This window comes from Flavobacterium sp. UBA4197 (assembly GCF_002379575.1).
Taxonomy (GTDB): Bacteria; Bacteroidota; Bacteroidia; order Flavobacteriales; family Flavobacteriaceae; genus Flavobacterium; species Flavobacterium inviolabile.
In genome coordinates this window covers 150,197-172,042 of record NZ_DFUB01000022.1, presented here as the reverse complement: position 1 = coordinate 172,042, position 21,846 = coordinate 150,197, and the positions used below count along the sequence as shown (strand labels likewise).

Genomic DNA, 21,846 nt, shown 5'->3' with positions numbered 1-21,846 from the left:
GTTCGAATCCCAGCCGGGTCACAAAATGGTTCCACCGGAGTCATAAAAAAAGACGCAATTGCTGCGTCTTTTTTTGTTTTAAATACTTTCATAAGCACAAGGCTAAAATTCGTTACTGCGGCTTACGCAACAGGTTTGAATCAGCCTTCTCCATCGGAGCCGACGGTTTTATGATAATATTCACGCAGCAACTCCATAAATTCTATCTTTTTCAACGGTTTAATCAGATAATCGTCAATAAACTCATATTCGTTTATTTTTTCCATATCAGCAAGGCTAGTAGAGGAGCTTAAGATAAAAACGGGAATGTTACTTACAAAATCCATTTCCATCCTGCAAACCTCATCCATGAATTCCCATCCGGTCATCTGCGGCATATTAATATCCACAAATAACATGTCCGGCCAGTCTTCTCTCCTGTCCTTAACAGACTGGAAATGCTTTATAGCCGAAACGGCATCCTCAAAACCGATTACCTCGGTAGCTGCCTCGGGAAACTTCATCACCATCTTTCCGAATATGAACCGGAATATCGAATCGTCGTCGATAATAGCAATACGTAGTTTTGTCATATAATTGGGTATTTAGGGCTTACTTATTTATCAAACTGGACATAAAAAGTACTTCCTTTATCAGGCTCACTAACTACATAAATCCTCCCTCCCAATGATTCTATCTGATGTCTGGTCATAAAAAGTCCAATCCCCTTGCTGTCATATCCGCTATGAAAGGTTTTCCTGAATTTGAATACATGCATCCCATACCTGTCCAGATCAATCCCTATTCCATTATCCTTAACGCTAAAGCCGCATTTTCCTTCTGAAGCATAGGATCTGATCGTAATCTGCGGTTTTCTGCCCGGTACTGTGTACTTTAAAGCATTCCCTATCAGGTTATACATGATGCTCTCCAGATAGATTCTTGAATAGGAAATAGCCGGAACTTCAAAATCAGCTTCTATTACAGCGCCCTTAGTATGGATCTCTGCCGAAAATTGCTGGATGGTCTTCCTGTATATCTGTTCGAAACCACATCTTTCCATAGGCAGCGATTTACTGCCTCTGACTTCCAGTATCTCGATAAGTTCCTGCATAATTTCGATAAGTCCGTCACTTGAACACTGCAGGAGCTCCAGATATTCTTTTCTGTCTGTTTCATTATCTGCATGTTCAATCTCGGCAACCAGCATCTGGATATTTCCGGCCGGTCCTCTCAGATTGTGTGCAACAATCTGGTTAAATTCTTCCAGTTGCCGCACCTTGGTTTCCAGGTCGATCGTTGCAATCTCCAGCTGTCGGTTATTCCGCTGCAGTTCCTCCACATACTTTCTATACTGTGTAATATCCTGTATCTGCGCGATATAGAAAATGGGCGTTCCATGCTGATCAAAGACGGCCGACATGGTCTGAAGGCACCAGATAAAACGTCCGTCTTTATGGATATACCGCTTTTTTATAGTGTAACTTTCGGTTTCAAGCGTCTTAAGCTTATTCATATTCTCTTCAATATACGGCAGGTCGTCCGGATGCGTATAGTCGCTACATTTCATCCTGGACATTTCCGACACATCATAACCCAGTATTTTTGTAAGGGTATTGTTTACTTCAATACAGCGCCCGTCGGTACCCACTAAAGCCATTCCCAATCCTGAATGCAGAAAAGCCTGGTTGAACTTTTGTTCGTTAACCCTGACCTCATCCTCAATTTTCATCCTGTTACTGATATCCGTAATAATAACGGCCGCTTTTTGTTTTGAATAATAAACAGGTCTCACCTGCATCCTGTACCATCGTTCACTGTTATCCTCCAAAGGAGATTGGTATTCCATGCTTAGGGATTTGTTCTCTCTTAAGGAATCCCTGATAAGGGAAACAAAAGATCTCCCAAGCTTGTTTGGAAAAATAACTTCCAGATTCTTCCCCAGAAACATTGTCGGATCATAAAAAAGCTGGTCTTCGTCATTCGTCCAGCAATTAAGGATCTCACCGGTAATACTGACCTCAAATACCATATCGTCTATTGAAGCCAAAAGCTGATCCAGCTGGTTTTTTCTGGTTTGTAGTTTTTGACTTTTCCGGATCGTTTCTGTAACATCAAAAAAACCGATAATTGCATATTTTGTTCCCGAAATTTCGATCATCCTGGAACTAACGGATATCCAGATCAGCGGCTTTTCACCGATTTCTATTCCAATCACACTGTCCTCTACCGTTTTGTCCGTTTCCAGTGTTGCAATAAACGGCAATCCGTTCCGATCCAGCGGAGTCAGGTCTTCCGCATAGGAGAAACTAAACAATTCAAAGCAGCTGCTGCCCTGATAATTCTGCTCGTCCAGACATAAAACTGCTTTGGCTTTTTTGTTAGCCAAAACGATGTTTCCTTCAAAGTCTGCAAGAATCAAACATTCTTTACTAATATTTTGCGTAATGCCAAATATTTCATCGCTCAACATGTTCTGAAGTTCCGCTGAATGCATATCTTTTTTTTTATTGATAAACTAAAATAATAAAATTCTAAATAGAGATTGGTATCACTAGAAAACAAGGATTATCTTCTATTAATGCTCTTGAAGACAAGAAAAGAAGACAATCAAAAATAATCGTTTAAAGCACTGTCGCTTTTTTAATATGCTTAAATATATAGTTCTATATACTTAGTGGGGGGACCGTTTAGCAAATTATTCTTTCAGAAAAAACCAATGACTTTTGTCAGATTCAGCCAAACCGGCCGAAATGACCTTCCTGTTTCAAACTCCTAACTCCCGTCTAAGCAATTCCTTAATTGGCGAAAGATACGTTTTAATTGCTAAAAATGTTCGCTCCTGCTAACTATTTAGGAAACTTTCAGTATCATTCCAATCACTTTTGTTGCCGCCGACCCTGTTTTTCCCTGTAAAAACAGACTGCAGTTATCGCTTCTGTCATTTTTATAGCGCTAAGGGGTATCCTGCGAGAATACATAAGAAAGGGATTCTCTAATCAGGTTTCAGGATTTGTTTTTTAGCTGCCTGCCCGAAATTTCACCTTTTTCAATCTGACCGGAATTAGCTGTTATTTTCCAAACCGGCAATAGCCGTTAAAAAGGCTTTTAATCCTTAACAAATACAGAATTTATTCGTAAAATTGAGTTCTTTAAGTAAGCCCCTATATGAAAACAAGCTCTTGTCCATCAATTGATGATTTTAAGTATATATGGAGAAGATACTCCCTCTTTATCAACAAGAGAACGCGAACGGGAAAAAAGTACCTGAACAGGAACGAAATGTGGAAGGACCGGTTTTTCACACAAATCATAAAATTTGCAATACCAACAGGAATAGTCTCTCTTATCGTTAATATTGTAATAGAATGTTCTCACAGTAGTTATATAACAGCCATAACCGATTTACTTGCATTCGTATCGATTATTATCGTAGTGCTGCATAAAAAGCTTACGATCCGATTTAAGAAGTTTTTTGGAGTGACCGTAATGATGCTCTTCTCCATTATCAAAATAGTAACCTTACATTCCCTGATGTGCGGAACGGTTTTTCTGCTGCTGCTCAGTGTGTTTGTTACGCTTCTGTTTTCTAAAAAACTGGCTTACCTGTCGGTTGCTGTCAATGCGATGATCTGTATTTTGTTTGGCATCGCTTTATTTGAGGGTTTTCCGGTACACGAACTGGAACTGGTACATGATAACATACCCTACAGATGGATACTCTACTCGTTCAACTTTATATTTTCAAATCTGGTAATGGTCTCCATTATTATATATGTTATCAGCGGTTTTGAAAAGACCATTCTAAAATCTGAGAATCTTTATATTAAACTCCGCCAGGAAGTACAGGAAAAGGTTGTCAAGGAAAATCTGCTACAGGAAGCTGTGACCCATTATAAAAGTTTGTTTTTTTTTAATCCGCTGCCGATGATCATTTATCATCCCACTACTTTACGTTTATTATATGTAAACAAAAGTGCCATACACTGCTACGGATACAACAAGAAAGAGTTTCTGGATATGAAAGTAAACCGGCTTCTGCAGTGTGATGAAGAAGCATTCAGGAACAAGGTACGCAGAGATTATGTTCATCAAAGAGACCGGCATTATTGTAAAAACGGAAATCCCATACTGGTAGATATCAATGCCAGTAATATACGGTTAAACGGATCATGGGTACGGTTAGCCATCATCAGGGACATTACGTCAGAAGCAGCCTATATTGCTGCTATTGAGAAAAAGAATAAAAAGATGAAGGAAATAGCCCATCTGCAATCACATGTTATACGAAATCCCTTATCCAGGATAATGGGAATCATCGAGTTGTTACAGTCGGATCCTGTTGCAGCAGAAGAACTGGATCAGCTGCTTTCTTACCTGATGCAGTCCGCGCAAGAGCTGGATACAGTAGTCGCAAGCATTGTAAAACGGACAGAAGAAGAGATGAAAGAGGATTAAAGCCTAATAAAACGACTCTTTTCAGATAATTTTGGCTGTTCTTATGTCGTCAAATTCCTGAATTCCTGAGGTGTATTACCTGTTTTCTGTTTGAATAATCTGCTGAAGTACTGCGGATATTCAAAACCTAACTGATATGCTATTTCACTTATACTTTTGCTGCTGCCCAATAATATGTTCTTCGCTTCTTCAATAACAAAATGATGGATATGATCCTTTGCATTCATGCCTGTTTCTTTTTTTAACAGGTCGCTTAAATAGTTGGGTGAAAAATTGACAATCGCTGCCAGATAGCTAACCGTAGGCAGTCCTTTCTTTTCCAGTTTGTCCGAATAGAAATAGTCTTTCAGGGCTTTTTCAACCTGCCCTACGACATCCCTGTTTGTATGTTTTCTTGTAATGAACTGCCTGCCATAATATCTTGCACAATAGTTTAAAAACAGCTCTATATTGGAAACTATCAGGTTCTGACTGTGACTATCAATATTCTCATTTAATTCATTCTCAATATTTACAATACAATCATGTAATACCTGTTTCTCTTTTTCTGATAAATGCAGGGCTTCAGATGCCTCATAAGAGAAAAAGGAATAGTCTTTCATCCTGGAACCCAATGCTGTTCCCCGTACCAGATCCGGATGAAAAAACAGTCCCCATCCCATCATGTCTTCCCGTTTTTCGATCTCACTGTCCAGTTCCACAACCTGTTTGGGAGCGATACAGATCAGACTTCCTTCCTGAAAATCATATTGCTGTCTGCCATATTTCATATTATTGATGCAGTAGTTCTTAAACATAACCGAATAAAAACCGCAGGATATCCGCGTACCCGCCTCAATATATTCATCTACTTTACTAAAATCAATTACAGCAACCAGAGGATGCTTTGCGCCTCCCTGCTGTACAAACCTGTTGATCTCGGAGATGGTCTCCAGATGTATAATCTGCTTCATTGCTATACTGTGTTCGTTTTCCTATTGCAGTTACTACTGTAACCGGGTATTCCTGATTTTTGGCTAATCCGTAATTCTCTTTAATGCTTTACCGCATACTGTAAAACGGTATTTTATCCCCTTAGGGTCTTATTTTGTTTTTGCTAATGCTCCTGCTTCTTTCAATAGCTGTGCCGATTCTACTATGGTATGCCCCGCAGGTGAACGCACAGCATACTGAAACAGTAATGCCGCAAGAGCTTTTACCGGTAATGGTGCTATTTTCCGGAGTAGTCCGAGTTTATTCAGAAAAGAAATAATGGCAACACTAATTTTTTCTCCGGATCTGTCGGAATCAGGTCTTAACAACGGTCCGGGACGAAAAACAATCAGGTTCTTAAAGTTTAGCGCTTCAACAGCCTGCTCCAGTTCTCCTTTCATTCTCGAATAGAATAATGACGATTCCGGATTAGCCGAGGTTGAAGATACCAGTATAAAAGTGGGAATCTGTTTCGATTTCGCTATTCTGGCAAATTCATACTGATAGCCATAATCAACTTTATACTGGGCTTCCTTGCTTCCCGCCGCTTTCAATGTTGTTCCCATACAGGAGAAGGCCACATCGGCAGTAATGGCTTCGTCCCACTCGCCTATCCTGTCAAAATCGACTACCTGTTCTTTTAGTTTTGTATGTTTTACAGGGAGCGGTTTCCGAACCAGCGCCACAATTTCTGTCACTTCCGGACTTGCCATCAGCAGTTCCAGTAACTCTTTTCCCGTAGCGCCTGTAGCGCCTATTATAACAGCTTTCATATTAAAATATTTGTTTCCGGATATTACTCATACAAAATACGATATATTTTTTGATGCCGGGCTTTATTCTGGCTACGAATTGTTCCACTACTTTTTAAGCTAATCATTAGCCGGTATGTTTTGAGGTAAAAAGGTTATTTTATTCTGTGAAATGTAGCGGTCTTCCCTAAAAAGGAAACTCCCATAAAGCCACGCAGGTACATTTTTTCATTTTTAATCCAGGCTTTACAGCTATAGGTATCGCCACTTGGTGCATTGTATATTTTCCCGTCCACATACGCTTCCCCGTCCCATTTGAGATTCGTCAGACTGGTAATCCCGATTACATCCCTTGTCCGAAGTTTCGGATCAGGATTCCGGCTATCTTTCTTTGAGGTAACTCCATCATTTTCTACAATCTGGTTACCCCACAGGTATTTTCCATAATATTGATCTCCCTGTTTAAAGATTTCCAGTTTTACATCTTTCTTATCCGATTCCCATTTTCCCAAAATAGCGTCCGCTCCGGTCTGTGCAAATGTTTTCCCGGCAAATGCCAGTACTAGTATAAATATGATTTTTATTGTTTTCATTTTAAAAATTTAATGGTTGTTTATTACGTTCGCAATGCGGTTATAACTGACTCATTACGATTTTATCGAACAGCTTATCTCCCAGATATGTCCTCATCCACACCATAGGTTTGGCAAATTTCCCAACCCTGTATCTTGTTTTGGGCTTTTTACTGTTTATTATTTTGGTTACCGCATTAGCAATAACTGCCGGTTTGGAAGAACCGTTCCCTTCCGCCGCTTTACGGGTACCGTCTTCAATCTTGTTCATCATCTGCCTGTAAGCACTGTCCTTTCTAATCTTTGCAAACCCATCCAGCAATACCGATCCAAATTCCGTCGCTATAAAACCGGGTTCCAGCACCACGACGTTAATATTGAACTGTTTCAGCTCTAACCGCAAACAATCGCTCAAACCTTCTACTGCATGTTTGCTTGCATGGTACCAGGCTCCCATTGGGAAATACATTTTCCCGCCCATTGAAGACGTGTTGATAATAGTCCCCTGCCCGGCTTTACGCATATAAGGAACCACTTTCTGTGTCATTGCAGCCATACCAAAAACATTGACCTCAAATTGTTTTCGGGCTTCGTCTATGGAAACATCTTCAACCGAACCATACAAACCAAAACCCGCATTGTTCCAAAGCACATCTATTTTTCCTTCTTTTCGGATAATTGTATTGACCACATTGTCAATGTCCGCTTCATCGGTTACATCCATCATTATCGGATGGCCGCCAATTTGTCCGATGTCCTGCATCTGGTCGATTCTTCGGGCTACTGTATAAACCGTATGGCCTTCGCTGATAAGTTTCTTTGCAGTTTCTTTTCCCATTCCGGAACTTGCTCCGGTAATTAAGATTACTTTTCCCATTTTCCTGATGTTTTATTTTATACTGCAAATATCTGGCGGCCAGGAGCCATACCTTTAAGACAAATCCACGATTATTGTATACTTTTTACCGTTAGGACCGAAAACAGCTGGCAAATCAATTTAGTATTACGGAAACTACATTGAAGCGAAGATCAACTATCCCGTTTATGAACCGGCAACAGGAAAATATTTTTATGAAATAGCAATACGCAACGAGAAAAGGGATTTCAGACTGCATCCGCTACAGCAACAATTCCGCTATATTGATAAATAAAGCCGTCGATCGCCATTTTGAATCTACTGACGCCACATTATATTTATATATTACTTTTTAATAAATTTAACTTTGGAAACAATCCTAAAACAGCCAACACTTTTGTAACAGATTACTTTATAAGCAGACACATTGTTAAACAATTCACAGGAACCATAACGATAAAAAACACCTGTCATGATTTTCAAACAAACCAAATACGCATTATTACCATCCCTACTGTTAATCGTGTGCTTTTTTTCCTGCCAACAGCAAGACAAACACCGGCAGATTGATGCGGTTATAAAAGATTTCCATACTCAGGGTGCTTTTAACGGTGCTATACTGGTTGCCCAGAACGGTACGGTTGTTTACGATACCGTTATCGGATTGGCCGACTTTACCACCAAAAAAGACTTACAGCCGGACAGTCCTTTTTACCTGGCATCCTTATCCAAACAATTTACTGCCATGGGCATTATGCTGTTAGCGCAAAAACAACTGTTAAACTATGACGATCCCGTTTCAAAATACCTGCCGGAACTGCCGGAGTATGCAAAATCGATAACCATCCGGAATCTGCTGAATCACACATCCGGATTAAAGGATTATTTCGAATCCCCGAGTTTAATCAAACCGGGACTGACCAATCAGCAGGTATTCCATTGGCTGCAAAATGAAAAAAAGCTGAATTTTGCTCCCGGTGAAAAATACGAATACAGCAATACCGGCTACCTGTTATTATCGTTAATAATAGAAAAAGTGAGCTCCAAACCATTCGCCCTGTTTATGAAAGAATCCATCTTCGATCCGCTAAAAATGGAACACACACAGGTATTTGAAGCTAATACCACAGCAATTAAAAACAGGGCTGCCGGCTTTGACAAAAACAGCAAACCGGACGATTACAACATCCTGACTACCGGCGACGGCGGAATTTTCGCGACCACACACGATTTATTTATCTGGGATCAGGCCTTATCCAGCAATCGGTTACTAAAAGATACGGTACTGGAAGAAGCGTTTACAAAACCCAGACTAAACAACGGTACTTATTCCGATTACGGATTTGGCTGGAATATTATTGAAGACGATACTAAAAAAGTGGTTTTTCATACCGGCGGACTAAACGGCTACCGAACGATGATCTGGAGAGATCTGGATAAAAAAATCACGATCATCCTGCTGACCAATAATGGTGATGCTCTTCAAATGTGGCCGGTTACCAATGCTGTATTAGCAATAATGGGCGGTAAAAAATATGTAGAATAAGGCTGCTGCTTATGCCTTTTCCTTTTAGTCAATACGACCGGATCCTTCCAAACCGGTAACGCTTCAAATTACTAGCGGGCATGAAGGATTTAAGAGGAAATTATCAAACGGGTATTGATTAATCTCCTAACTTTGTTTAACAAAACAGACTAAAAGATGAACATTATTAAAAACCTGTTCAGTATTAAAGACCTTGAAAATCTTTCAGGAGTAAAAGCCCACACAATCAGAATATGGGAAAAAAGATACGATATCTTACAACCCATGAGAACCGATACCAATATCCGCTATTACGACACTGTCCATCTTCAAAAACTGTTAAACATTTCTTTACTGCACCATCACGGTTATAAAATTTCGGAAATAGCGGTACTTTCCGACAACGCCTTAAACACTCTGGTTAAAGAAACCGCATCGGATAAAAGTGCTCAAAACCATGCAGTGAATGCCTTTAAAATGGCGATGATGAGCTTTAATCAGCAATTATTCATCGAAACCTACAACAACCTGATTACGCACAAAACCTTTAAAGAAATCTTCTATGAAGCTTTCCTCCCGCTATTGAGTGAACTGGGCCTGCTATGGCAAACCGAAACCATTACGCCGGCTCATGAACATTTTATCAGTCATTTGATCCGGCTGAAACTGCTTCGCAATACCGAACTGATACAGGCCAATGAACCGACCCGAAAGGATCGTGTTTTTATCCTCTTTTTACCATTGAATGAAATTCATGAATTGGGATTGCTCTATGTGAATTATGAACTTTTACGACACGGATACCAAACCCTATATTTGGGCGAAAGCATTCCCAAAGAAAACCTGTCCGAAATATTCAAACACTTTGAAAACGTCACCTTTGTGTGCTATTCCACTGTAGAACCCAAAAAGGAACAATTAAACGATTATATAGCTTCACTGGAAAATGAATTATTGCAGAAAGCAAACAGCAAATTATGGTTGCTGGGTTCTGCTACGGCCTTTATTAACCCCAAAAATATCTCTTCAAAAGTCGTCTTAATCAATTCGCTGCAAAAACTGGAACTTTACCTGTAATTTTTTTTAGCATACCTGTTCCGTATGCTGCAAAAAAGACCACAGTAAACCGTAAAAAACAGCGTCCGGATTTTTCCGTTGGCATTCCTTTTTTCAAAATACAAATAATCTCATTGCGATGCCCTGTAAGCATTTATTCGCGGAAAAACGGAAATCTTCCGGAATGCCGATTGTCCCGCTGAAGTATTTTCAGAAATAAAATTCTTATAAAAACATTCCGTCCGACCGTTAAAAAAACACACAAATTACTAAAAAACAAACAGTTAAATAATTTATTTATATTTATTCTAAATTAATTTGTCTATTCAATCCGTTGAATTTAATTTTGAAGCAAACTAAATGAACTTAAATATCACAGTAAAATGAACAGACAATTAGTCGTGTTTTTGTTGAGTTTCTTCTCAATGATTTCATTTGCTCAAAACAGGGGAACCGTTAAAGGAAATATCGTTAATGAATCCGGAGTTCCCATTCCAAATGCAAGTATAACCGTTTTAAAAACCACTAACGGCACTTCCACCAACAATCTCGGAGAATACTCCATCCCCAATCTTCCCTACGGTAACTACACACTACGATTCTCAATGGTAGGTTACCAAAAATCAGAAACAAAAATCACGGTCAATTCAGAAGTAACGACAGTACCTGTATGGGTAATTAAAGAAACCGTTAATGAACTGGATGATGTGGTTATTAATGAAAAGAAAACGAACAAGTTCACAAAAAGAGTGAGTGCAACCGTTTCGAAAATGCCTTTAAAAGATATTGAGAACCCGCAGGTTTATGTATCGGTTCCGGCAGAATTGTTAAAAGAACAGGTGGTTACCAACTTTAACGATGCTTTAAAAAATGCAACCGGTGTTACCCGTTTATGGGAATCTACAGGTCGTGGCGGTGACGGAGCACAATACTTCTCGATGAGAGGTTTCTCTGTACAGCCGAGTATGTTAAACGGTTTGCCGTATATCAACAACGGTACTCTGGATCTGGCAAACACCGAAAGTATTGAAGTAATCAAAGGCCCATCCGGAACATTATACGGAAGCAGCCTGATCTCTTACGGCGGTTTGATCAATGTGGTTACCAAAAAACCGTATGAAACTTTTGGCGGAGAATTGGCCTACAATGCCGGTACTTACGGATTAAACAGAATTACAGCCGATGTTAATACGCCGCTTGGCAAAAACAACGATGTATTTTTCAGAGTCAATGCCGCTTATACGACTAACGACAGTTTTCAGGATGCCGGTTTTTCGAAATCATTATTCGTAGCCCCTTCAATAACGTATAAAGCGTCAGACAGACTAACGTTTATGATCAACACAGAGTTCTTCAGTTCTGAAGGTTCTTATGCGCCTATGTTGTTCTTAAACCGTAATTTACCGTTATCATTCAACAGTATCGATCTATTTGACAAGAATTATAAAAATTCATTTACGTCAAATGACCTTTCTATCAAAAATCCGAATTTTAGCTTACAGGCACAAATGCTGTACAAAATATCCGATTCATGGACTTCACAGACTGCTTTATCCAGAAGTACTTCAAAATCGGACGGATATTACTCGTATTTATTTGACAGAGGTAATGGAAATGAATTTGATCGTTATATTACCAAGCTAAATGCAGAATCATTTGGTACGGATATTCAGCAAAACTTTATTGGAGACTTCAAAATTGCAGGTTTACGAAACAGAATGGTTGTTGGTCTGGATTACTATAACAGCATTATGAAAGACAACAGTACCGGCTGGGTAGGATTAGGTTTTGTATCGTTAGCAGATGGCAGCGATACCGGAAACACCACCCGTCCGTCTGTAGACAATGCTTTGGCTGCCTCACCGGTTACGAAATCGACAGCAGAAACAGAAACCTATGCTGCCTATATTTCCGATGTTATCAACATTACCCCTACATTATCGGCTATGGGTAGTTTACGTGTGGATCATTTTGTAGGTCAGGTAGACAATGAAAAGAAAGGACAAACGGCTTTATCACCTAAATTCGGTTTATTATACCAGCCGTTAAAAGATAAATTATCCGTTTTTGCAAACTATATGAATGGTTTCAAAAACATTTTGCCACAGGCAATCACCAACCAGACAACTCAGGAAAGAGAAGGTTACAGAACGTTTGATCCGGAAAAAGCCAACCAGATGGAATTTGGTGTAAAATCAAGCTTCTTCAACAACAAATTGAGCGCTACCGTAAGTTACTATGATATTAAAGTAAGCAATATCGTGATGAATGTTGGTAACGGTCCTGCTACCTATACACAAGGTGGTGAGGTAACCAGCAAAGGTGTTGAAGTGAGCGTTGTAGCCAACCCGGTTGAAGGATTGAACCTTATTGCCGGTTTCAGTAAAAACGATTCGGAAGTAACCAAAGATTTGGATACAGCAGGTTATATCGGAATGCGTCCGGAAAGTGCCGGTCCGGAAACACTGGTTAACTTCTGGGCAAACTATACGTTTAACGAAGGCAGCATCAAAGGCTTCGGCTTCGGTTTCGGAGGAAACTATGCGAGTGAGCAGAAAACCCTGAACAGATCCAACATTGGTACTTTCAGCTTACCAAGCTACACGATCGTAAATTCCTCTTTATCATATAGCACCGAGAAATTCCACATCATTTTAAAGATGAATAATATTACCAACGAAAAATATTATTCAGGATGGTCAACGGTTAGTCCGCAGGCATTGCGTTCCATTACAGCCGGATTAACCTATAAATTTTAATTTATTCCAGTTAGTTAGTAAACTCCCCTATTAAACGGGGAGTTTTTGTCTTAAAAACTTAATCATACCAATATGAAAAATTTATTCCTGATTACCGCCCTTTTAGTGATGGGACTTAGCAAAAGCTTTGCTCATTTTATGTGGATTGAAACCAATGCCACCGGAAAAATCAATACTTCCCAGGAAGTACGGGTTTACTTTGGCGAATACGGCCATGATGTCCGTGAAAAAGTAGGAAGCGATACTTTTAACAAAATGCAGGCTTTCACACTTTGGGCAATCGCTCCGAATGGCGAAAAAACAAAACTGACCGTTACACCTGCCGATCTGTATTACAAAGCGGCTTTTACCCCTAAAACAAACGGTACCTACACTTTTGTACTGGATAACGACAAAATTGAGGTGATTGACTTTACGAAATACAACTTCGGGATTTTTAAAACCCATTACCATGCTACGGCAAAAACAGAAGTTGGTTCCGGTTATACCGCTTCGGCTTCAGCAAATCCGAACGGATTATCCATCAGTGATATTTCTAAAAAACAAGTAGGTTTAAACGGGGAAATCACATTGAAAATAACCTATAAAAATGAGCCTTTTGCAGAAAAGGAAATCGATTTGTTTATTCCGAACCAATGGTCGAGAAAAGTAAAGACCAATAAAGAAGGGATCATCACTTTTAAAGCGCCTTACAAAACCCAATACCTTGTTGAAGCGACCCATAAAGAGGAAACTCCGGGCACATACAACAACAAAGAGTATCAGTTTATCTGGCACAGTGCTACCTACGCCATTCCGTTTTAACAATCCTTAATTTATTTTACTGCCAAACGGTAAAAGCCCTATTTGAAAATACCCTGATGACTAAAAAAAAGAAAAATACTTTTAAACAGTGGATTGGAAAAGTCCATTTATGGCTGGGACTGGCTTCCGGCATTATCGTTCTTTTACTTTCCGTTACCGGCTGCATTTATGTTTTTAATGATGAGATAACCACGCTTATCCGAAAAGAGGCTATTTATGTAACGGACAAAGCGGAAAAAACCATCCCCGTTAGTCAATTATGGGAATCAACGGCAAAACAAATGGGAGAACGCATCCGGTCGGCTTCAATAATTACTTATACCGATCCGGACAAAGCCTGGGTTTTCCGTACGTTTAAAAGAAGTGACAAACCGGATTCTGTTTTTTATTTCGGGAATATCGATTATTATCAGTCCATCTATGTCAACCCTTATACCGGGAAGATTTTGGGTGTTTATGATGAAACAACCGACTTTTTCAATATTGTAAAGTTTCTTCACTGGAGCCTGTTGTTTGAAACCGAAATCGGTCAGCCCGTTATCGGGTGGGGAACCTTTATTTTCGTGATCATGCTGATAACCGGTATTATTTTGTGGTGGCCCAAAAACAAAGCCGCCCGGAAGCAGCGTGTCTGGTTCCAATGGAAAGCCACAACACAATGGAAGCGCAAGAATTATGACCTGCACAACATTCTCGGTTTTTACATTGCCTCAATAGCCATTATCATTGCTTTTACCGGAATGGTCTGGGCATTCACCTGGTTTCAGGCCATTGTTTATGTAGCCGGATCCGGCACAACAACGCCACCGGATGTTAAAACAGCCACCTCAAAAGTGGTAAAAGGAAATACCGATGCCGCTATAGACAGTGTTTACATGGTGACCAAAAGCAAATATCCGGCCGCAAGCGCCTACAGCATCAGCAAACCGGCCGACAGTACCGGTGCGGTAAATGTGTATGTTCAGGTAGTGGATGGTGCTTATTACATCAACCACAGTTTGCAGTTTGATCAATATACCGGCAAACTGCTGCTGGAAAGAAAACACGATGAAAAAAACTTCGGAGAGAAACTCATTACTGCCAACTATGACATTCATGTGGGCGCTATACTGGGAATACCCGGAAAGATAATCGCCTTTATTGCCTGTTTTATTTGTGGCATGCTGCCCGTAACAGGATTCCTGATCTGGTACGGCAGGAATTTTAAAAAGAAATAAAAAAAGCCCCGAAACGGGGCTTTTTTTATTTTTGTTCTTTGGGCATTAATTCTTTTAATGGCGCTAACTGATCCAGATCTAAATTTCCTTTTTTAAGAAGACCTACCAGCGACATAACATGATTAGGATTCATATCGTCACCTAAAATGCGAACCACTGCAAATCCCTGATCGCTTTTATTTCCGTACAGTACAAACTCACTAACGTGGTCTGTATCCCCTACGAAATAAATAGCGCCTCCTTCTTTTCCGGAACCCATTTTAATCAGCTCCTGATAGCTTTCATCCTTTAAAAGGGTATTCACTTTAGCACGCTCCGTTTCAAATTCTTTCTGGTTTTTGCCATCTGCTTTAAAAGCCAGTACATTCATTTTTTTAAACGACTTTAAAGCTGCTTTTTCCTCATCGGACAAGGCAACCTTATCAACATTTATAAAACTGGGAGCAATATCAACAGCGATAAACTCTTTATTGTTGGAGTTCTCTACAAAATACTTCTGTAAAGATGGATGACTGTCACAACTTGTCAGTACAAGCGCAAGCATTCCTGCTATTAGTCCTAATTTTTTCATCTTTTATAATGTTATGGGGTTGTAAAATGCAAACGGATAAATGATTATCCGTTTGCATCTGGAATGGTTTTATTTCTGTGACGCTTTCTTTAAAGATTCTCCTCCGGGAAGTTTCATCTTTTCTGTTAAAGCTGATATTTCGTCTAAATCAAAGTTACCGGTCAGTGACATCAATACGGTTTCGTTTCCTTTTCCGTTTCCGCCTTCAATGTACATTAAAAGCTCTTTTATCTGGCTGCTGGTTGCTCCTGATTTTACGTAGATCTTAACATTTTTACCATTATCATTCACTCTCATTAATTCTTCAAGAGGATTGGATTTCAAATAGGACGCTACACTGGCTCTCATTTCCGAAGCCGGTTTTGCGCTTGTTGTTGTGTACACTTTCAGGTTATCCAGTTTTTTAAGTAAACTGATATATCCCTGTGTTTGCTTGTCGGAAGTATCTACTTTCACTTTACTCATCATTTCAAACATCTTTTTGTTGACAACTACCGAAGTAACATCATCCTGATCGGCAAATTTTTCAAAAGCCGATTGGGCAAAAATCATGCTTGGTAATACTGCTAAAACTAAAGTGAATACTATTTTCTTTATAATTGCTTTCATAATAAAGGGGTTTTAAAATTGTTGTGGTTTACTATCTAAAAATTGTTTTTGTTGTTTTTTCATACTCTTTCATATAACTCATACCTTTCACACCTACATTAACATTTTCAGAAACAAGTTCCAGCGCTTTTTGAGTTTCTCTGTAAGCGACTTCCGGATCTTCAAAAGTTCCCAGATCGTGTTCCTGTGTTTGCGGATGCTGGTTCAAAAAGGTAAACAGTCCAAACAAAAGGGCAACACTTGCCGCAACAGATATCCACGCTACATAGTTTCGTTTTCTGGGTTGTAGTGGAACTGTTTTGGTAAACTGTTCTTGTTTTGCCTGAGTGAAGTAACCAAACATTGCCCGGTATTGTTCCAGATGGGGCGCCACATCCGGCTGTGAAAAGTAATCTTTCAACTGCTTTTCTTCAGCAATACTGGTTTCTCCTGAAAAGTATTTTTCGACTAGTTTATTAATTGAATTGAATTCCATAATTGTGTTTTTTAACCAATTGTTCTCTTATTATTTTCCTTGCTCTCGATAATGCCACCCGCACTGCTGTTTCATTCATATCCATGATTTTGGCGATTTCCGAGAATTCATATTCCTCTACTTCTCTCATTTGAAGAATAAGCCGCTGCTGCTCGGGTAATGTTTCCATTATTTTTTCCACCCAGTCCCAGCTGTCTTTATCTTCAAGTTGTTTTTGAACATTTGCCGTTCCGTCCGAGTAATTGCTATGTACGATTTGCAAATTTGAGGCCCTTTTTGACTTTAACTGGTCAAGACAGTAGTTTTTGGTCATCGTCATTGCAAAAGCTTCAACACTGGAATAGCTCGACAGTACATTGTTATTTTTCCATAATTTCACCAAAACTTCCTGAGTAGCATCTTCGGCTTCTTCAGTACTCACAAGCAAACGTTTCGCCATCCGAAACAATTTGTCTTTAAAAGGAGAAATCAATTTTATAAACTCCTGTTGGTTCATAATTCGCTGTTGGTTAGTTTTGGTTTATAATAGCAAGACGAACAGTATTTCTTTTTGTTACATCCGTTCGTAAATTTTATTAAAAATAATAAAAAAAGCGGTCAGGAATAGTATCTCCTGACCGCTTCAACTGTGGAATGCTGCTAATGTTTATCTGATTATCAGCTTTTTTATTTCTTTTTTGCCGGTTGTTGCCACTTCAATCATATATGTTCCGGAAGCTAAACCGGATACCGGTATCTGGTTGTGGTTTCCTTTGTTCAGGCTTTTAACAACACGTCCGTAAAGATCGTAAATCACTACCGTAGTTGCTTCATCCGATTCCAGATAGACAACATCACTTGCCGGATTAGGATACATACGGAATGCCGTGGTATCAAAATCATGGATTCCTAAAGTACTCTGATTGATTACCCCCACAGCATCCAGGTCAAATCCTCCGGATGCAAACGGCGTTGCATACGGTTCGTTGATAATATTCCCATGGCTGTCGTGTGTTGCATATACCGGATCGATCGTACCGATCACATCGATCACTTTTACATGGGTAATTCTGTCTTTATTCAATAACGGGTCATTTGGAATATCGGATAAATCGAAAGGTGTCCCGAAGTTTGCACGGTACTTTCCTGCCAGGTTGTTAATGTAACGGCAATCCAGGTTTCCGAAACCGCCGATCTGTGTGGTGGTTTGCGTTTCACTATGCGACGGGAATCTGAAAAAATTAATTCCGTCTGAACTTACCTCTACAAAAGCCAATTCTAAAAAGGTATCGGAAAAACTATTTTCAAAAACAGCAAAATCAAATCCCGGTCCGTTTGCAATTGGCGTAGCAAAAGTCATCACGGCACTACCGCCATCCCCCAGACTGACAATAGCACTGCCGTTAGCCGGTCCGGTAGCATCGTCAGCAGTTCCCACAGTAGCCAAAGGCCCGGTAGGATTGGTAATATTCTGCGGTCCGCGAACTACCGTAGCTCCGGTAGCCCAGCCAACAAACTGGGAGCTGTTGCCCGGAATAGCAGTCGTTCCGGCTACACCCGCTGCCGGTGCATAGGATTGTGCGTTAAGAAGAGTCGTAAGGCTTAAAGAAGCGATAAGTAATATTCTTTTCATGTTCGTTTGTGTTATTTTTTTATAATCTTGTAGGTTAGTGTTTTAGTGTTCCCCAATTCTATTGTAACCAGGTAAATACCGGTAGCGGCAGCAATGTTCATGGTTACCGTTTCAACAGCAGCAGCATTTTTCCGGGCAATTACCTGTCCGTAGGTATTCAGGACCGTTATTTTAGCTTCCGGGATTACTCCGCTAAAATGAATGGTAAATTCCGAAGTTGTCGGATTGGGATATAATGTGATGTTTTTCCAGTCAAATTCCGGAGCGGTTAACGAACAGTTCTCCCCGATACCAATCGGATTGCGTTTGTCAACCAAAGTATTGTCGGCCAGCTGTCCTTCATTGTTTTTTCCCCAGGTAAATAATTTATTGTCATTGTTTAAAGCCATCGCATGGTTTGATCCGGCACTGATCTTTTCCCAGTTCGAAGCAGTACCAACCTGTAATGGCAGTGTTCTGTTCACCGTTGTTCCGTCGCCAATCTGTCCGCTGGAATTATAACCGAAACTCCATAATGTCTTGTCGTTTTTTAAGGCTAAACTGAAATCCCAGCCTCCGCTGATGGCCGACCAGCTGTTTTCGCTGCCCACCTGTACCGGGCTGTTTTTTTGTATTGTCGTTCCGTCTCCCAGAGCGCCTTCGGCATTTCTGCCCCAGCTCCACAACGTACCATTTTCTTTAATTGCTAAAGAATGGCTGTAACCGGTACTGATTGTTTTCCAGTCGTTCGCCGTTCCTATTCTTGTAAGCACACTTTTAGTGATTACCGTGTCGTCGCCCAATTGTCCGCTCAGGTTAAGTCCCCATGCCCATAGTGATCCATCCGCTTTCAGTGCCAGGTTGTGACTACCGCCGGCAGCAATCTGCTTCCAGTCCGAATCTGTTCCTACCTGAACCGGCGTACTGGCATTTCCGGTTTCTGTTCCATTCCCTAACTGGCCGGAAGTATTGTATCCCCATACCCATAGGGTACCGTTCGTTTTTAAGGCTAACGTATGGTTTCCGCCGGCACTCACCGCCTGCCAGTCGGTATCAGTACCCACCTGAACCGGGTCTACCCTGTCCAGTATCGTTCCGTCACCAAGCTGTCCTCTTCTGTTGTTTCCCCACGCCCATAAAGTACCGTCTGCCTTTATTGCTAACGTGTGGTTTAACCCGCCGGAAACAATGTTCCAAACCTGATTACCTATTTTTTGTAGTTGCTTTTTGTTATTCTTTGTTCCGTCGCCCAACTGCCCGAAAGTGTTTTTACCACTCAGCCATAATCCGCCATCACTTTCCACCACTAAAGAGTGGTTGGATCCGGCACTGATTTGCTGTTTGCATTGTGCAGAAAGTGTCTGGGTAAATCCTGAAAGTGCTGTAAGGCACAGTGTAAATAAAATTCTTAAAATTGTAATTTTCTTCTTCATTAATCCTTAAGGTATTGAATATACTGTTTTAAAAATTAGGCTATCTGAATCAGATAGCCTAAAAGTTTTAGTTATTGGGATAGAACCCGTTGGTTCCTATTCCTGTTGTTTTCTGACTCAGAACGGTACCGGCACTGGAGTAAATCGTTACAGCACTTTTGTTGACAAATCCTTTTGCATCAGACACGTATATTCTTCCGTTTATAGCTGCAAAGCCATAAAACGTAGAAAAATCATTATCCGGTACTGTAAAGATAGAAGTATCACTAACCGTTGTATCGTTAATTCCCATACGGTACACGCCGTTACCTTTTGTAAAGTAAACCACTTCCCCGTCAATGTCCATATTTCGGGCATTAACCAATGTTGCAGGGAACGTTACTGTACCGGTAATCTGGTCGTTTTGCGTATTTATTTTAACCAGCTTGCTGGCGCTGTCTGCACCGCTAAGCGCATATAAAGTGTTTCCTTTAGCTTCAATGGAATTTAATCCATCACCCACCTGAAGGGTTGCCGTTACGGTATTTGTTGCAGGATTAATAACGGTAATTTCCGATCCTGTACCGAAAGAAGCATTCATCACATATATTTTCCCGTTTACCGCAACAATCTTTTCAACGGTTTTATTGATCGCGATAGTTGCCAGTTTGGCAAATGTATCGGCATCATAAACCGTCACCGTATTGTTCGAAGAATTGGTTACATATATTTTTCCGTTTAGTGCCACCACATAGCGAGGCAGTGCCAAACCGTCTGTAATTGTTCCCAATGTTGCAAACGAGTGTCTGTTTACTATTTCTATTTTGTTTGAAGTATTCACAACAATATAGGCTTTCTCATTATAGAATCCCATGCTTTGTGCTACATCTCCAAGCACTTTTGTCGGGTTAACCACAAAAAAGATATTGTCCTGAAAGGTCAAAAGGTCATTTGAAATGAATGATACGGAAGCATTTGGCGTTCCAAAATTTCCTTCATTCAACATAAAAATACCATTATCATAAGCCTGTAACGGATTTTCATATACTACCGAATCATCGCTCTGATTACAGGCAGCAAAAGAAAAATATAAAACCGCTAAAGCAAAAAGCTTACTCCATTTCATCATGTTAGTTTTCATGGTTGTTCTTTTTTAGTTATTAAAATAAAACCCGTTTGGCATTACACCAACTGTATAAGTGTTTAATGCAGCTCCGGTCATCGTGGTTACGAAAACTTTACCATTATCAACATAGTTAAGGGCATCCCCTACATAAATTTTATTGTTATGTGCTGCAAAACCATAAACAGTTGTAGCAGTCGAAGTAAAAGTTGGTGTTGTTGGCAACGTTGCAGTGGCCACATCTTTTTGATACACTCCTTTACCTTTCATATAATAAATAGTTCCGTTTTCGATATCCATAAATCCAGGGTGTTCTGTAGCGCCGAAATCAAGTGTTTGTGCAACGGTATTGTTTGCTAAGTTCACTTTTACCAGTTTTCCTCCGGTTTCAGCTCCAGCCCAGCTTGGTTTTCCGGAACATAAAACATACAGGTTATCCTGGCTTACTTCAATTACAGAAGGTACATCGCCAACAGTGATTGTTGTTTGTACCGTGTTTGAAGTACTGTTAATTACCGATATTTTATCGTTAAATCCGTAACCACCTTTGTGTGCTACATATAAATTATTGTTGTAAGTAATAATTTGCTCCGGTCCTTCCACTACAGCAATATTACCGGTAATCTGGTTTGTTGTCAGGTTAAGTACCGCTACATAATCGTCTGTAGCCACACCAGCATCACCCCAGTTGGTTACATATCCTTTTCCGTTAGCAAATGAAATATAACGAGGATTCTGAAGTCCGGTCTGAATCGTCGCTACACTTACAAAAGTATAACGGTTTACTACTTCAATTTTATTGTCTCCGTTTAAAACGATATAAGCGTTATCACCATTGAATCCGATGCTCTGACCAGTATTCCCCAATACTTTTGTAGGGTTCACCACATTGAAGATATTGTTTTGGAATAACGTTGGGTATTGTGCGGAAATAAAAGAAACCTCTGCATTCGGCTGTCCGAAGTTCCCTTCGTTCATTACTAAAATCCCGTTCTCATACGCTCCTTTAGAAACCGGTGCCGGATTTTCTTTATAAATAATCTCTTCATCTGTACAAGAGGCAAAAAAGACTGCCGATAGAAGACTTAGTCCAAGTAGTTTGTTGATTTTCATTT

General features: G+C 40.1%; 20 protein-coding genes. 6 read left to right on the top strand and 14 right to left on the bottom strand.

Annotated features, from left to right (window positions below; all coding sequences use genetic code 11):
* Positions 1-140: 140 nt before the first annotated feature.
* Positions 141-572 (bottom strand): response regulator, encoded by a 432-nt coding sequence (locus tag B3394_RS13285; RefSeq protein WP_177733160.1) that lies wholly within the window; start codon positions 570-572, stop codon positions 141-143.
* 23 nt (positions 573-595) lie between these two features.
* Complete coding sequence (locus B3394_RS13280) at positions 596-2,476, bottom strand: PAS domain S-box protein (protein ID WP_286925578.1); 1,881 nt, start codon at positions 2,474-2,476, stop codon at positions 596-598.
* 671 nt (positions 2,477-3,147) lie between these two features.
* Here B3394_RS13280 and B3394_RS13275 point away from each other — a divergent pair.
* The gene (locus B3394_RS13275; RefSeq protein WP_286925577.1) at positions 3,148-4,437 is read left to right on the top strand and encodes a PAS domain-containing protein; all 1,290 of its coding nucleotides are present in this window, start codon (positions 3,148-3,150) and stop codon (positions 4,435-4,437) included.
* 41 nt (positions 4,438-4,478) lie between these two features.
* On the opposite strand, the gene B3394_RS13270 is transcribed toward B3394_RS13275, so the two are convergent.
* The 4 genes from B3394_RS13270 to B3394_RS13255 form a co-directional block, all read right to left on the bottom strand.
* Positions 4,479-5,390, bottom strand: coding sequence for a helix-turn-helix domain-containing protein (locus B3394_RS13270; protein ID WP_286925576.1), 912 nt, complete (start codon positions 5,388-5,390; stop codon positions 4,479-4,481).
* 129 nt (positions 5,391-5,519) lie between these two features.
* Positions 5,520-6,182, bottom strand: a complete 663-nt coding sequence (locus B3394_RS13265) for an NAD(P)H-binding protein (protein ID WP_286925575.1) — start codon at positions 6,180-6,182, stop codon at positions 5,520-5,522.
* 134 nt (positions 6,183-6,316) lie between these two features.
* Positions 6,317-6,754 (bottom strand): DUF2147 domain-containing protein, encoded by a 438-nt coding sequence (locus B3394_RS13260; protein ID WP_177733150.1) that lies wholly within the window; start codon positions 6,752-6,754, stop codon positions 6,317-6,319.
* Between the two features lie 40 nt (positions 6,755-6,794).
* Positions 6,795-7,610, bottom strand: coding sequence for an oxidoreductase (locus tag B3394_RS13255; protein ID WP_286925573.1), 816 nt, complete (start codon positions 7,608-7,610; stop codon positions 6,795-6,797).
* A 451-nt stretch (positions 7,611-8,061) separates the two neighbouring features.
* Between B3394_RS13255 and B3394_RS13250 the strand changes: the two genes are divergently transcribed.
* The 5 genes from B3394_RS13250 (at position 8,062) to B3394_RS13230 (ending at position 14,950) form a co-directional block, all read left to right on the top strand.
* The gene (locus B3394_RS13250; RefSeq protein WP_286925570.1) at positions 8,062-9,135 is read left to right on the top strand and encodes a serine hydrolase domain-containing protein; all 1,074 of its coding nucleotides are present in this window, start codon (positions 8,062-8,064) and stop codon (positions 9,133-9,135) included.
* A gap of 156 nt (positions 9,136-9,291) precedes the next feature.
* Positions 9,292-10,191, top strand: coding sequence for a MerR family transcriptional regulator (locus B3394_RS13245; protein WP_177733143.1), 900 nt, complete (start codon positions 9,292-9,294; stop codon positions 10,189-10,191).
* Positions 10,192-10,553: 362 nt separating this feature from the next.
* Positions 10,554-12,929, top strand: coding sequence for a TonB-dependent receptor (locus tag B3394_RS13240; protein ID WP_273247022.1), 2,376 nt, complete (start codon positions 10,554-10,556; stop codon positions 12,927-12,929).
* A 72-nt stretch (positions 12,930-13,001) separates the two neighbouring features.
* Positions 13,002-13,733, top strand: coding sequence for a DUF4198 domain-containing protein (locus B3394_RS13235; RefSeq protein ID WP_177733139.1), 732 nt, complete (start codon positions 13,002-13,004; stop codon positions 13,731-13,733).
* A gap of 56 nt (positions 13,734-13,789) precedes the next feature.
* The gene (locus tag B3394_RS13230; RefSeq protein WP_286925557.1) at positions 13,790-14,950 is read left to right on the top strand and encodes a PepSY-associated TM helix domain-containing protein; all 1,161 of its coding nucleotides are present in this window, start codon (positions 13,790-13,792) and stop codon (positions 14,948-14,950) included.
* A 25-nt stretch (positions 14,951-14,975) separates the two neighbouring features.
* Here B3394_RS13230 and B3394_RS13225 read toward each other — a convergent pair whose 3' ends face one another.
* The 8 genes from B3394_RS13225 to B3394_RS13190 all read right to left on the bottom strand — a co-directional run bounded on the left by B3394_RS13225 (position 14,976) and on the right by B3394_RS13190 (position 21,844).
* Positions 14,976-15,521, bottom strand: a complete 546-nt coding sequence (locus tag B3394_RS13225) for a DUF4252 domain-containing protein (RefSeq protein WP_177733137.1) — start codon at positions 15,519-15,521, stop codon at positions 14,976-14,978.
* A gap of 69 nt (positions 15,522-15,590) precedes the next feature.
* Positions 15,591-16,130: a DUF4252 domain-containing protein gene (locus tag B3394_RS13220; protein WP_177733135.1), complete on the bottom strand. Its 540-nt coding sequence runs from the start codon at positions 16,128-16,130 to the stop codon at positions 15,591-15,593.
* A gap of 31 nt (positions 16,131-16,161) precedes the next feature.
* Positions 16,162-16,605 carry a hypothetical protein gene (locus B3394_RS13215; RefSeq protein WP_273247019.1) on the bottom strand — a complete coding sequence of 148 codons (444 nt, stop codon included), beginning with the start codon at positions 16,603-16,605 and terminating at the stop codon, positions 16,162-16,164.
* Entirely contained in the window at positions 16,586-17,101 is a 516-nt protein-coding gene (locus tag B3394_RS13210; RefSeq protein WP_177733131.1) for an RNA polymerase sigma factor, read from the bottom strand. Before B3394_RS13210 ends, B3394_RS13215 begins: the two co-directional genes overlap by 20 nt.
* Positions 17,102-17,251: 150 nt before the next feature.
* Positions 17,252-18,217, bottom strand: coding sequence for a T9SS type A sorting domain-containing protein (locus B3394_RS13205; protein WP_286925547.1), 966 nt, complete (start codon positions 18,215-18,217; stop codon positions 17,252-17,254).
* 11 nt (positions 18,218-18,228) lie between these two features.
* Positions 18,229-19,629, bottom strand: coding sequence for a T9SS type A sorting domain-containing protein (locus tag B3394_RS13200; protein WP_286925540.1), 1,401 nt, complete (start codon positions 19,627-19,629; stop codon positions 18,229-18,231).
* Between the two features lie 67 nt (positions 19,630-19,696).
* Positions 19,697-20,749, bottom strand: coding sequence for a YncE family protein (locus tag B3394_RS13195; RefSeq protein WP_286925529.1), 1,053 nt, complete (start codon positions 20,747-20,749; stop codon positions 19,697-19,699).
* A 12-nt stretch (positions 20,750-20,761) separates the two neighbouring features.
* Positions 20,762-21,844 carry a YncE family protein gene (locus B3394_RS13190; RefSeq protein WP_177733123.1) on the bottom strand — a complete coding sequence of 361 codons (1,083 nt, stop codon included), beginning with the start codon at positions 21,842-21,844 and terminating at the stop codon, positions 20,762-20,764.
* Positions 21,845-21,846 lie beyond the last annotated feature (2 nt).